The 13,837-nt window shown below is 48.2% G+C and carries 11 protein-coding genes and 2 tRNA genes; all 13 read right to left on the bottom strand.

Features of this window, described 5'->3' with window-relative positions:
* Positions 1–2 precede the first annotated feature (2 nt).
* On the bottom strand, positions 3–1,892 hold the full coding sequence (locus tag J2736_RS16985; RefSeq protein ID WP_310499861.1) for an exo-alpha-sialidase: 1,890 nt from the start codon (positions 1,890–1,892) through the stop codon (positions 3–5).
* Between the two features lie 460 nt (positions 1,893–2,352).
* Positions 2,353–3,399 carry an aldose 1-epimerase family protein gene (locus J2736_RS16980; RefSeq protein WP_310499780.1) on the bottom strand — a complete coding sequence of 349 codons (1,047 nt, stop codon included), beginning with the start codon at positions 3,397–3,399 and terminating at the stop codon, positions 2,353–2,355.
* Entirely contained in the window at positions 3,396–4,451 is a 1,056-nt protein-coding gene (locus tag J2736_RS16975; RefSeq protein WP_310499779.1) for a bifunctional heptose 7-phosphate kinase/heptose 1-phosphate adenyltransferase, read from the bottom strand. Before J2736_RS16975 ends, J2736_RS16980 begins: the two co-directional genes overlap by 4 nt.
* Before the next feature lie 25 nt (positions 4,452–4,476).
* Positions 4,477–6,453: a GSU2086 family protein gene (locus J2736_RS16970; protein WP_310499778.1), complete on the bottom strand. Its 1,977-nt coding sequence runs from the start codon at positions 6,451–6,453 to the stop codon at positions 4,477–4,479.
* A 37-nt stretch (positions 6,454–6,490) separates the two neighbouring features.
* Complete coding sequence (locus J2736_RS16965) at positions 6,491–7,270, bottom strand: HAD family hydrolase (RefSeq protein ID WP_310499777.1); 780 nt, start codon at positions 7,268–7,270, stop codon at positions 6,491–6,493.
* 19 nt (positions 7,271–7,289) lie between these two features.
* Positions 7,290–8,264 carry an ROK family protein gene (locus J2736_RS16960; protein ID WP_310499776.1) on the bottom strand — a complete coding sequence of 325 codons (975 nt, stop codon included), beginning with the start codon at positions 8,262–8,264 and terminating at the stop codon, positions 7,290–7,292.
* Positions 8,261–8,893 (bottom strand): D-sedoheptulose-7-phosphate isomerase, encoded by a 633-nt coding sequence (locus J2736_RS16955; RefSeq protein ID WP_310499775.1) that lies wholly within the window; start codon positions 8,891–8,893, stop codon positions 8,261–8,263. Before J2736_RS16955 ends, J2736_RS16960 begins: the two co-directional genes overlap by 4 nt.
* Before the next feature lie 436 nt (positions 8,894–9,329).
* Positions 9,330–10,499 carry an ROK family protein gene (locus J2736_RS16950; RefSeq protein ID WP_310499774.1) on the bottom strand — a complete coding sequence of 390 codons (1,170 nt, stop codon included), beginning with the start codon at positions 10,497–10,499 and terminating at the stop codon, positions 9,330–9,332.
* 52 nt (positions 10,500–10,551) lie between these two features.
* The gene (locus J2736_RS16945) at positions 10,552–11,469 is read right to left on the bottom strand and encodes a dihydrodipicolinate synthase family protein (protein WP_310499773.1); all 918 of its coding nucleotides are present in this window, start codon (positions 11,467–11,469) and stop codon (positions 10,552–10,554) included.
* Between the two features lie 270 nt (positions 11,470–11,739).
* A tRNA-Leu gene (locus J2736_RS16940) sits at positions 11,740–11,821 on the bottom strand.
* Positions 11,822–11,838: 17 nt separating this feature from the next.
* Positions 11,839–11,910 (bottom strand) — tRNA-Glu (locus J2736_RS16935).
* A 171-nt stretch (positions 11,911–12,081) separates the two neighbouring features.
* Positions 12,082–12,705 carry a methyl-accepting chemotaxis protein gene (locus J2736_RS16930; RefSeq protein WP_310499772.1) on the bottom strand — a complete coding sequence of 208 codons (624 nt, stop codon included), beginning with the start codon at positions 12,703–12,705 and terminating at the stop codon, positions 12,082–12,084.
* Positions 12,644–13,774, bottom strand: coding sequence for a methyl-accepting chemotaxis protein (locus J2736_RS16925; protein WP_310499771.1), 1,131 nt, complete (start codon positions 13,772–13,774; stop codon positions 12,644–12,646). Before J2736_RS16925 ends, J2736_RS16930 begins: the two co-directional genes overlap by 62 nt.
* Positions 13,775–13,837: the final 63 nt, after the last annotated feature.

The raw sequence follows: 13,837 nt of genomic DNA, 5'->3' as shown, positions 1-13,837 counted from the left end.
GCTTATCTAACTTCAATGATGCATTTATAAATGGTTCCGTATTTGTTGCTGACAGCCGTTATCATAGCAGTGCCCGCTTTAATGGCAGTTACAAGTCCAGTTGTTGGATTAATTGTAGCTACTGCAGGTGCGTCGGAAGTCAAAGTAAGTGTATTGATCGCTGCAGCTGATGTGCTCCCGCCTATGGTTAGGTCGTAATTGAGTGTTGTCGTACCTCCTACGTTCAGTCCAATCGTCGGTAAAGTTACATCCACTGTAGTAGGAGATTGCTGAGCACCGTAAGTTGCTGATATGACAGAATCAACTAGTGTTACAATTTCGTTGCTCTTAATTTTGGAGAAGCCAATCGATGCTAGACCAGGTTGTTTATACGTGTAGTTAAACAATGCGTTCCCATTATGATCAACCATAACCGATGGGTATTCATAGGTCTCTCCGTTGTTCATACCGTCCTTAATCATAACTTGCTTCCAAGTTTGACCTTCGTCAGTAGAGCGTAACAATGTAAAAGAGCTTCTATTTCCGTCTTGTTGAGCCTTGACTACGCCACGAGCAGTCTCTTGATTTGTAGCGAGCAGCCAGTCGCCATTCGAAAGCTTGGCAAGTTCAAAGCCGCCATCGTTTTTCAAATTTGGATCGACTTTCGGAACACTCCACGTTGCTCCCTTATCGATTGACTCTGAATATGTTGTATGCCATGCCATGCGACCGTTTCTGCCATCTAACTTTCCGCTTCTAAAGTAACCGCGAATGGTACCATCAGCCTTTTCAATCAGCGAGCCTTGAATCGTACCTGATCCTACAATGGCATCACTAAATTTCCAAGTGATCCCTCGATCATCGGTATATGCACATACAGAATTGGATAATGAATCGGAATATAGAGGTAAAATTAATCTCGTTTTGCCATTTCCAAGTGACACTTCAATTGGTTTATTTTTGGTTTGCCATCCAAGTCTACGGTACATTGCTCCAAAAGCAGCAACGTTATTATCCGCACCCGCAGCGCGTTCGATTGAATTTTTAATCGCTGGCGGCTCATATTTGGAATAGCCACCACTGCCATTCGATGTAAAAACCCCCGTGGTAAGCAAATTGATGATTTCATTCGTTCTACCTGTATAAATATCGTCGTAAGGCTTCGCTGACTCCAAATAGGAAAGATACTGATCATATTTATTTCGCATCGAGACAACAAAGCTGTCTGTAATATAACGCGTATCAGTAGGATTAAATTTCGAAGTTACGGCTACATACTTGGATGGATCAAGATAAGTAGCGTCGGTTACTGTCGTACTTACTTGACTTGGCAGTACATATTTGATTTCAGAACCTTTGATATTATAGTTCCACTTGCCACCAGAGAAGCCAGTCGATTTGCCAACCATTGGATCTCCAACATTCGTGTACAAAGGTTGCGGGAAGTGCCATTTTGGATTGCCGCCATCGCGAACGGTATACTCATAGCTGCCTGGATCTGCGTACATATATTTCGTTTGTGTAGATACCCATTGTCCGTTGTATATGACACCATAGAACAGCCATAATCTCGCTTGGCTATCTACAAAAAGGACCGGATTGTTATCTGGGAAATCCCATGTATCATAAACGACAAATGGTTGTGTCCAAGTTACTCCGCCATCATTTGAGCGAGCACCTAGTAATTTCGTTTGATTCCCGTCTCTTTCTCCAGCTCCACTAAACCATACAGAGAATAATGTGTGATCCGGCAATTCCACCATGGTGGAACCGTGATTGGCAATCGTGTCGAATGGCATCATTTTAGAATGAGTAATGCCTTCCGGTACTGGCGGCACTGCTGCATCCGCAACTACAGTACTAAATGAACCAAAAGCTAAACTGACAGTTAATAGGAGGCCTAAACATTTCATTTTCTTCAAATTGGGGCACGCCCTTTCATAGTGTTCTGAACCTGTAAACGTTTACATCTGAATCAGAGAATCTCCACAATTCCCTAGTTTGATTCCATAGACTGAATCCCCCTATGTGATTGGTTTGTTTTTTACACGAGGATCATAGCACAGCAGTTTTGAGCATTTGAATATCCAAATCGGCGTTTAAAGTACCGTTTTTCCACTATTTAAGCCTTGATTCATTTCTCCGCTATGATACAAAATGCCGTTCCTCGTTGTAGAAAGTGCCTCCATAGGTATGTTCCATATCTCCACCTCATGGTTCATATTTCTACTAGATTCATTTGACCTCATCGGTTGAGTCATTTTGGCGTATTCACATCTAGAATGAAAAACGGTCTATTCCCAAGCTCCTTTATGGAGCGGGTTATAGACCGTTTAGTAGAAACTCTTCCCAGTTTCAATACACTTATGCACTTTAAATTCCTCGTATTTCTAACGCCAATTCATATCTTACCGATTCCCCAGGCTCAAGTGTGACGAGGGAACCTCTCTCTCGCTCCGCTGCACGTCCTTCCACCCAGCAGTTAGCGGGTTCAATGCCTAGCACGTAAGTACCTGCACCTGGCATCTTCCACTGAACGAGACGGGGCAATGTGTCGGCTGACCAGGTAAGAGCCACCTCAATTCCGGGATTACCAGCGTTTAACGGGAAGTTAGGATTGCGAATGACAACGGATGCCTTACCGTCCTGTCTCCCCGCCATATCTGGCGTATGATAATAAACGCGCTCCCGGTAATTTACACCTGGCTCCTGAAACGTATCATACCCTTCCAGTGGCAGTTCTGACTCTCGGGCTCGCACCTGCCCGTTAGGGAATGAAATCGTCGTATGCTCATCCATCAGGGGAAAACCGAAATTAAAATGATACAGCATCATGTGCGGGCTAGGCTTAAATCCCCGATTCTCCACACGATCGCGGATCACAATTCGATTGTCACCCAAACGGCTACAGATTTCACGCGTTAAACATAACTGATGTCCGAATATCGAACTCTCCTCGACGACTCCGCGAATCCGCATCTCATAGTCATCACCATGCCAGTTGCCCTCCGCCGACACTTGCCGCGCCGGAAGATGGTGAATACGACCGTGCTGGCCGCAAGCTTCCCCCTCATCTTCACAAGGAGATCCCACCTGCGTTAACCCGCAGGTCATAAGCAGTCCGCCTGCTGCCGTTCGCAGCCACTCTACACCGCGCGCATCGAAATAGGCGGGGTGGACATCACCGTTGGGCGATTGCCAACTCAGCGGAACCCCTGCATACTCCGCTAGCGATATATCCAGCCCTCGCGAAGCGGACACATAGTAGCATAAGCCAGCCCCTGTCCTTACTTGAATCTGCTCTGTGCCAGCTTCTGTTCCTTCCGAAAGCTGAAATCTGCGAATCCCGCCGACTTGCTCAATACGGCCAACCCTTGCTTCAAGTTCCCGCCTCGTCCATTTTTCCCCATATAGTCTCATGCTGGATCCAACCTCACACTTTCTAATATTTCAAGCGGCGTCGCTGTCCCGGTCATCCCAATCTTGCGGACGACAACTGCAGCGGCAGCATGTGCGAAAGCCATGGCTTCCATGCCATTTGAGCCGACCCCGAGTGCGCACAATAACGCGGATGCGAAGCAATCACCAGCCCCGACGATATCGAGCGGGGGCTCTGTCTTACGTGCATTTGTCCAATAAGCACGGCCCTTCTCAACCCAGAGCGATCCCTTATCTCCCAAAGTTAGACAGCATGGAGCCCCAGTGTGCTCGGATAGCTTCCGTGCAGCAGACAGCCAGTGACTCCAACTACCGTCGTATGGATCTAGACTCGGCTCCGCCCAGCGAAGCGCTTCGATTTCATTCGGCTTGGCAATGATGCCCTTGAACGCTCCGATCCGATCGCGGCTGTCCAGCACAATGATTTTCCCCTGCTCCGCCCAATAGGCGAGCCGCTCTCGCACAGCTTCACCTACGACGCCAAAATGCAATTGATCTGTTACCGCTATAATGTCGACAACTTCTGCCATCTGATCCAAACGCACCACCAACTGGCTAACTAGCACATCCGAGAGAGGCCGATGATTATTGAAATCAAGCCGAGGATCCTCTTGGGACGCCCCCTGCATGCCATGCCGAATCGGTTTGCAATAGGCCGGTGTCAGCCATTCGTCTACATAAAGCGAGTATCGGTCATCAATTCCGAGTCGCTGGAAAGTGTCCCTGAGCAGGCTTCCCCGCCAATCATTTCCGAATACAGAGCAGAAATACACCTCGCTGCAGCCAAGGGCCTTTACATTTGCCGCCACATTTCCAGCCGCCCCAGGCGAAAAAATTTCTTTCACAATCGGCAGCGGGTAATGCGGCGTTTCCCGTGAAAGTTCGCTTTTGGTCATATCTGCATGCCAGTAGATATCCAGACATCCATCGCCGATCACGCCCGCCTTCAGGCGAGGAATGTGCTCCAAAATGCGCTCCGCACCACTGCTGGTCAATCCAGTGTACCGTTCAATCCCTAAATAATGTAACTCCATGTCTGTCAACTCCTTGTATGCGAGGTTATTTGGCTGCGAGCTTTGACCAAATCGCCGGGATCATCGCTTGATGCAAGCCCTCAAAATGAAATCCTTTGCCCCCCAGACTAGTTGGCCTGTGAATAATGTTTTTGCGCGGACGGTAATAGTAGTCCCAGTCCTCGTACCCGACCTTGCGGTGGTAGTCGCCAAGCTTCACGATATCGAAGTTTGCCGTTGTGATTTTCTCTAGTGGATAACCCAAATTTCGCGAAATCGATAGCGCTTTGAGGAAGACCTCCGGACCAGTAACCGTCGAGCCGAAATTAGCGAACACACCGTCCTCCAATTGCGATACGGCATACGTATAGCTTTGAAAATCCAAGCCGCTGGCCTTGCCTTGAATGGAAAAATTAGCAGTTGGATGCTGCTGCACTGCATCTGTGCCTATCGTAATATGAACGGTATAGGGTATATCGAGCCTCATACAGGCTCCCAATAAACTTGCTTCCAAATAAGGGAACCTTTCCGGATGCAACTGCACATACGCTATCAAGCTGCGACCATAACCTAAGCCTTGCGCATAGCCAAGCCGTAGCGCTTCATGCAGGTACTCACCTGGCTCCCGCCACATGCCGAAACGACCTGCAGCCAATTCTCCATCATCGGCTTCTTCGGTTCCGCCGAAAGCCGCCAATTCAAAATCTTGGAATGCGCATGCGCCATTCACAGCAAGATGAGTGATCCAACCATTCTCCAACAGATCGATCAAATAGCGATTCACACCGCTGCCAATCACGTTGCCGCCCAAGGAAACAAGGACCCCGGACTTCTTAGCTCGCGCTTCTGTCCAGCGTCCGATAAAATCATGGAACTCTACTTCATCGGGGACAGTCTGGCATGCCTCATAAGAATTGCTATCAAGTGCAGGCAAATCTTCGATCCGCAGGCGGTTTACCCGATGTTGTATGTTGTGCAGCTTGAGCCGTTCAGGCATTAATTTCGCAGCACGGTTGCGCATAATTGGAGGAAACGAAATGCCCAGCTCTTGCTTCCGTTTCATAATGCTATGAAACAAATGCGGTATGGTCATTTGATGAAGCCCGTTAAACAAGTAGCCCGCCCCTCCGATTTGTCCCAATCTGTCCATAAAATTACGCCGTGGCCGGTAATAGTATTCCGACTCCTCTTCCGTTGGCTGGATATCAGCGTAGACCGGCAAAATGTCGAAGTTCGCTGCTGTAATGTCCACCATGTCCAGTCCCGCGTTGCGACAAATGCTCAATGCCTTCAAAAATATTTCTGGACCTGAAATTGCCGAGCCGAAATTAAGAAATATGCCGCCATGTTCCAAACCTGCAACAGATTCGCACATGTTATGAAAATCGATTCCGCTTGTTCGTCCTAACGCCTCAAAATCGACGATCGGATGTTGATGAATAATGTCCGTACCGATTGAAATATGGCAGGTATAAGGAACGCCTAGAACCTGGCACTGCGCAAATAAGCAATCGTCGAAATAAGGGAATTGTTCCGGTTGCCGTGCCAAATACCGGTATAGACTCTCTCCGTAGCCAAGTCCTAAAGACGCGCCTTGCTGAATCGCTTCATTCATATAACGTCCCGTTTCTTCCCACATGCCGAACGAGCCATCCTCTATCGAGCGCGCCACATCCTCCGATGTTTCCCCTAGGAATGCGAGCTCGAAGTCATGAATACTCGTCGCTCCGTTGCCGGATACATGGGTCAGAATTCCGGCCCGCACCATTTCAATGATATAACGCGACAAACCGTTCTTAATCACATGTGCGCCCATCGACCAAATAACTGGCCGACCGGCAGCCCTTGCCAATACGATGCTTTCGATCAACGCATCGAACTGCTCCTGCATACGCTTTGAAATCTGCCAATCAGGCAATGGGTCCGCAAAAGGATCGGCCATATTCTTAATGGTTACAAGATTTGTTCGGTTATAGACAGAATTCGTTTTCACATCTGCGAAAGATATGCGTTGTTCCTCCATTGTTCGCCTCCCTAATCTTATTCTTCGCTTTCATCGTCTAGAGGCCAAGCCATGTGATCCATTGATCAATATTTGTAAAATCGCCGACAATAACATCCGCTCCGGCCACCAGCAGCCTTTTCTCCTTCAACGGATTCACGCCTTCACGAACGGTTTCATCGCTTGCAAGCCCAACAGCCAAGCTTCCGATTTCTTTCGCTAAGCGAATTTCGACTTTCCCGTCTCCAACAACAGCAAATTCGTGTCCTGACAGTTTTTTATTCTCAATCAGGTCCATCATCACTTTCTCCTTAGAGCATTCCGCCTTACCTACTGGAGCCCCCCATATTTCTCGAAAGAAGGAGGAGACGCCTAATACTTGCGCTTCCCTAACGACATCCGGATGGTCTGTCCCGCTTGCCACATACATCTCCACGCCACGATCTTGAAGAAGCTGCAGAAATGCGAGCGAGCCCTTCATTAAATAATCCTCTTGTCTAAGCTCACCTGACGCCATGCGATTGATTCGCTCATGTACGGAAAGAAGCAGCCTGCGGTTATACTCCGCCTTGTAAGCCCATTCGTCCAGCACCTCAGGATTCCAACCTTCTGCCGTCGTCTTTTCTTTCAACCAGCGCATTTGGAACACCGTTTGAATACCAGTCGATTGATCAATATAATCAGCGATCTCCCTGTCCATTCGGACATTCTCCTCCTCCGTTAACTGCTGGTTCCCAACAATGCTTTCCTTCATAAAAGGAACCATAACTTCTTCCCATCCAGCTCGCAATGTAGACAGTGTGCCATCAAAATCGAATAATACAGCTTTTATTGTCATCCTTGTCTATCCCCTATCTTTATTCATTCTGCAACGTATATAACGCCACCGATAAACTCGCGTAATCACCTACCTGCTCGCCGAGTCCAGCCGGAACGATGCGGCAGACAGACAGGGAGAGTGGAATCGCCTCTCGCCGCAGCTCCGCAAGTAAAATCGGCTCAAGTATCGACTGTTGGCGAGCGAATATACTGCCGATTACGATGCACGCTGGATTGAGCAGATCGACAAGCACGGCCAGGCCGCGTCCGAGTTGTTTGCCGACGACGCGATACACGTCGAGCGCCAGCGGATCACCATGCTGTGCAGCTTCGCCTACTGTCTGCGCAGTTACGCCGTTCACATCCGCCTCCGTGGGGCAGAACGTCGGCTTACCTCCCTCGCGCAGGCTTTGCAGTGCCATCGACTTCGCCAATTGCGCAATCCCGCCTCCGCTGCAAAAACCCTCAAAAGAGCCTGCCTTGCCGTAGCCGACTGGCCCGTCCGGCTCCAGTCGGATGTTGCCGACCTCTCCGCCCATATCATTCGTTCCGGCATACAATTTGCCGTTAAGAATAAGGCCAGCCCCCATGCCTGTGCCAAATGTAAGAAACACCATATTGCTGGTACCCTGCCCCGCGCCCCACTTCCATTCGGCCAATGCGCAAGCGTTGGCATCATTCTGCAGACCTATTGGCACACCGTATCGCTCACGAAATGGACTTACAATGTCGATCGAGTCCCAACCTGGCAAATTGGGCGGCGACAGTACGAGTCCTGCCCTGCTATTCAGCGGTCCTCCGCAGCTGATGCCGATCGCTGTTAATTTATGAATGCTATGCTTCAGCAGGACTTCGTCCAAGGCCGAGATAAAAGCAGCAATTGTCGCTTCGGGTGTTGACGGCGTTGCGAATTTAACTTTTTCGACAATCTCAATCTGTTCCCCGTTCGCTCTTCCTAAGCTGAGCGCGCATTTCGTCCCTCCAATATCGACTCCGGCCAAGTAGCTCATCATTGAAAAAATTCCTCCTCCAGCAACATGCAAATGGCATGGTAGATCGGTAAATGCCGTTCCTGAATGTCCGGTGTGCGATCTGACGGCACACGAATGGTCACGTCACACAGTTCATTCATCCTGCCGCCGCTTTGACCAGTTAAGCCGATTGCCGTCAAGCCTTGGACTTTCGCAACCTGAATAGCACGCACGACGTTAGCAGAATTCCCGGACGTACTTAGGCCGAGTAGAACATCTCCCTTCACTCCGTAACCGTAAACCTGCTGTGCGAATACCGTTTCGGCGCTCACATCATTGGAAAATGCGGTCGCAAGTGCCGTATGACTGACCAGCGATATGGCAGGCAGAGCCCCTTGCAGATGGTCAGCAAGAAAATGTCCTTCACCGGGATAACACTTCTCCAATTGTTCCCGAATTTGAGACGATATCGGCCTTTTAGACATGAAGCCTTTCATGAGTTCTCCAACAATGTGCTCGCTATCTGAAGCGCTTCCGCCATTGCCGCAGACCAGCACTTTTCCGCCTCCGCGATAACAATCGCTTATGAGCTCCACTGCTCGCTGGATATCGAGTAGACAGGTCTCCAGCTCAGGGTATTTCACAATCAGTTGATCAAGTATTTGACTCATAGTTGGCCTCCCTAATAATTTCTTAATGATTAAAATAATTAGTCAAAATAAACGGCTATGCCGTCCTTGCTGAAAATTCACTGTAAAACAAAGGACAGTAGGGATACGTAGTCCTGTTCGGAAATATCGGACCGAGGGTTTCCAGCCGCCACCTCCATTAGTCCGATTTTGCCGATCTATTTTCACTATCGGCGGCTATAATCCTTCATTATTCCGATTTTGCCGAACTAAATCGCCCCAAACGGACGTCATCAGCGAAAAATGGTCATTTAGTTGTGTAAAATCCAACTATTCATGTTTTTTCGCACGATTTCGCCGATTTAGTCAGGAAATATTTGACTAACGTCATTCCAATGTCTTGTACTCCGCCTCATGCGTAATGTCCATTTCAAAATAAACGGCTATGCCGTCCTTGTGAAACCTTTATTTTAAACCTTCATTTCACGTAGCCAAGAATTTCCACAGGCCTTGAAATCAAGGCCTCAAACACAGCAGCTGTCCCCCCCATCGCGCTTTGCGATGAGCCAAACGTTGATGGCCGCAATAATACGCGCTCTTTGGCGAAGGCGTAAATCCGGTTCCTCATCCGATCTTGGATCAGTGCCAAATAGGGGTTCAGATACGGATATAATCGACCGCCTAGGATGATCACTTCTGGATCGTACATATTAAAGATATTCACAAGCGCAGTCTCTAAATACTGCAGAGTCGCTTCTATACATGCACAAGCATCCGCTTTGTTATCGCGGACATCGCGCATGAACGCATCCATATCGCTGCCCCCCCAGCGGCGAAGAATGCCTGGGATCGATCCCACCGTTTCCCAACAGCCTTTATTACCGCATTCGCAGCGGATGCCGTTCGGTTCAATGGTCATATGTCCGACCTGCCCATACAAGCCATTCGCACCGCGTACAATCCCGCCTCCAGAAATGACACCACCCCCGATGCCGATCCCCATGGTAATACTAACAAGGTTCATGCCGTTTCTCCCGAACCCGTACCAGCCTTCGGCAAGCGCAGATGTTCGTGCATCATCCTCGATGATCGTCGGTATGCCATAGCGGCTTTCGAGCACTTGCTGTAAAGGATAACCGTCCCACCCCTCGAAATTGGGAGGATGAATCAGACTTCCTCTCGCGTAATCGATCGGTCCAGGGATGCCAACGCCCAAACCTAATATTTTTTTCCCGTCAGCTAAGACTTCACTCTTGAGTAATTCCAGTTGAGGCCCGATGATGGCCATGAACCCTTCCGGGCCCAATGCCGCATCGATATTGCCGTTCTTCGATTGTAATTTGGTACCAGTGAGATCAGTCAGAACGAGTTCATAAGAGGTTCGACCAATATCCAAACCAATGATTCGGTAGAAATGCGGATCGAAGGCAAGCAATACCCGTTTACGCCCGACTGACCCTGTCCCCGACACCGACTGATATTCGCGAATGACCTTCGCTTCAATGAGTTCATGGGTGAGGTTTGTTAAAGTCCCCGAGGTTAATCCTGTGCTCTCCACCAGCTCTATCCGCGAAATCTGATTGTGCTTCCATATATCCTTTAAAATGACTGAAAGATTGTGCTGTTTCACTTGCTGCAGGTAAATCATTTTGTTGGTTCCGATATTTTATTCACCCTCATCTATTTTCTTAATCATTATGTTAATTAAAATTATAGAAAGAGTCTAGCTCGTTTGTCAACTGCTTGACATAAGTAATGAGTTCATCCGCAACACGCTCATGGTAAGGGTCGAACGGTAAAATTGGCTCTCTAACAAGAGGGGTACTATAAATGCCTTGCATATATAAGAGTCGTTTGAAAAAGTGAATCGACACATCCAGATGCTGGTTCGCAAACGCCAATACAGGCAATAACCGATAAAAAAGCTGTACAGCCTGCGCTCTGTTCCCTTCACTGTACAATCTGTATATTGCGGTATACAGTTCATGCATGCCTGTGGGCATGAAAGCATGAATGCCACGGTCCAAGCCTTCTATAAACTGTGTCACCGCCCATCCTCCAGCCACATGCAGACCGCCGCCGGTCGCTTCAAGGACCTGACTATACTTTACGCCAGCAGGAAGGACCTCGATTTTATAGCTGCGGAAAACCTCAATTTCACGGAACAACTTGGCGATGAGCGGCACAGGCACACCGAATCCGGATGGGTCCCAATCTTGCAGCATCAGAAAACCTGGCTTAACACTTGCCATCTCCCACACATCCCGCTCATATTGATTCTCATCCTGATACGGAATATTTGCCAGAATACCGGTACAACCCAGTTTAATAAATTGCTCGGCAAAATGCAGCCTTTCTACAGATGAAGCAGCTGTCACTCCTCCGATGACAGGAACACGTCCACCAGCTTCTTCGACGACAGTACGGGTCATACGAAGCCTTTCTTCCGGCGTAAGCTTATACAGTTCCGCAGCTAGACCTGGTACAAGAAAGCCCACGACTCCTGCTTCCATAGCTAATCTGACATTGCGCCGCAGTGATACTTCGTCAAGCTCGTTCTGTATGGTAAAAGGGGCGTTCAAAACCGTAATAATGCCACGCATAGATAAGGGATCCATCTTTGTCTCTCTCCTCTAATAGTAAGGTAAACCAAAGGTCCTCCCGCAAGTGGACATTGGTGCAACCTTAGTATACGGTCCAGACAAAGGGATGAATATCACCAAATAACCATGACATGTGCCATTATTCCACCATTTGAGAAAAGTTGGGAAATAAGTTGAAGAAGACCAATACCTAACTACGCCAAAGAACAACCCAACGCCGATGCACTCTCTGTATAAAACAAAAGAACCCTTGATAACCAAGGGTTCTTTCTTATAAACCTGGGATGCGGTCGGGGGGATTTGAACCCCCACGCCTTGTGAGCGCCACCCCCTCAAGATGGTGTGTCTGCCGTTCCACCACGACCGCATGAGAGAATAAAACAATGACCCGTAGGGGACTCGAACCCCTGTTACCTCCGTGAAAGGGAGGTGTCTTAACCACTTGACCAACGGGCCATAACAAAAGTCAATTGAACATTTCAGCCCGTTAAGGACGACAACTGTTATTATAAAGGATTCTTACCTCTTTGACAAGCCTAATTCTTGGAAATACAGCCAGTTATAACAGACAAGTTAGGAGTCCCCATGCCCTCGCTACAAAAACCATGAGAACCCCCTGCTCCACACTTATTTAATTTTAAAATAAGACACAGATTCGTTCAAAGTATCCACGACAGACTTCAACTGTTCCGACGCAGCAGTGATATTCTGCATCATGGCAAGCTGCTCTTCTGTTGCTGCTGCTACGGTCTGAGATCGCACGAGAATCTGTGACGAACTTGAAGCTGACTGATCCATGGTCGCCGAGATTTCTTCCGAGCTAGCCGACATTTGCTGTGTGATGGCCGAGGTCTCGTGAATCTGCGTGACAATATGCGTCACAGATTGCATGATCGTCTCAAAGCTCTGATTCACTTCCTGCATCATTTGCGAGCCCGTGCTCGCTTCCTGCTTCGTCGCGTTCATTGATTGTGATACGCTCTCAATCTCGACTCGCGTCTCATAAATTAACTGATTGATCCCGTCAGCAGATTCGATGGATTGTGAGGCCAGTTTGCGGATTTCTTGTGCAACGACATTAAACCCTTTGCCATGCTCCCCAGCTCTAGCTGCCTCAATGGAAGCATTCAACGACAAGAGATTGGTCTGATTCGCAAAGCTCGTAATGCTAGATGCAATCTGTCCTATCTCATCCGACTTCCGAGTTAGCGATTGTACCGTCATCGACAACTGCTCGACTGAGCTCAACATATTTACAATTTGATGCTGCAGCTTCGAGAGCAACCCCGAGTGTTGCATGCTGAGAGGTTAAGGATGAATGATCCGCCATTACACTTGAATTCTCAGCAACGCGTTGAATCCCAATCGCCATTTCCTCAATCGCTCGGCTGGTCTCTTCACTGCTTCTTGCCTGTATTTCGACTTCCTGGGTCATTTCTTGAATATTCGAAGCCACATGCTCAGCAGCATGGGCAGACTCTTTGGAGCTATCCGAAAGCTCCACCGAAGCATCATGCACGAATTGCGTATTGTGCGCGATCGTGCCGATTAAGCCCTTCATTTTCGCAACCATATAATCAACCGATTCTGAAATCTGTCCCAATTCATCCTGCGAGTAGGTTGCCTGGGGCTCATGACGCAAATCTCCAGCAGCAACCTTGCCTGTAATCGTCAAAATTCTGCGAACCATAAGTATAATTTTCTTAATCACCCATCCGCCAGCTCCAAACAGAAGGACAATGATGATTCCCACACCTGCATAGACGCCTTGTGCCGTTTTACTATTTTGCTGCTTAATATCACTGATACTTTGGGTGGCATAGGCGTCTAGAATTTCTCCAATAACATTCAGACCCTCGCGTCCCTTTTCAAAGGTAGCGGCCAACTTCGTTTCATTTAATACCCCTTTACCAACATTCCCTGCTTGAACAACAGCATTTGCCTCTTTGCTCCACTGATCGAAGGACGCTTGGAAGCTCGCTGCGCTTTGCTCAATCGTCACCTTTGACTCGGTATGTGCGGTTTGCAACAATTCTTTACTTTTTAAAATCGCAATTGCCTCTCCGACTCTTGTATTCGTTTGATCAATGTTATCCTTCAACACCTTCAACTGGCTTGTCTTCTCCTCCGCAGTCAAAGTGCCAGATACCAACAATTGATAGGCCGTTAAAGCTTGGTACATATCACGATCAGCATTCAAAATGAAAGAGGTACTCTTCTCCGTCGTCTCATACAAGGAGGAGCTCAGCGCATCCGTATTCGATTTGTTTAGCTGCAATAGATACACACTCGTACCTAAATATAAAAGGGAAGGAATCAATAGCAGAATCCTCCATCGTGAAGCTTTTTTTCCACTATAGAGGACAAACATTTAACACTTATT

Origin of the sequence: Paenibacillus qinlingensis, from assembly GCF_031455095.1 — a bacterium.
GTDB lineage: Bacteria > Bacillota > Bacilli > Paenibacillales > NBRC-103111 > Paenibacillus_E > Paenibacillus_E qinlingensis_A.
Note: the sequence above shows the minus strand (reverse complement) of the source record. Positions and strands in the feature narration are given on the sequence as shown.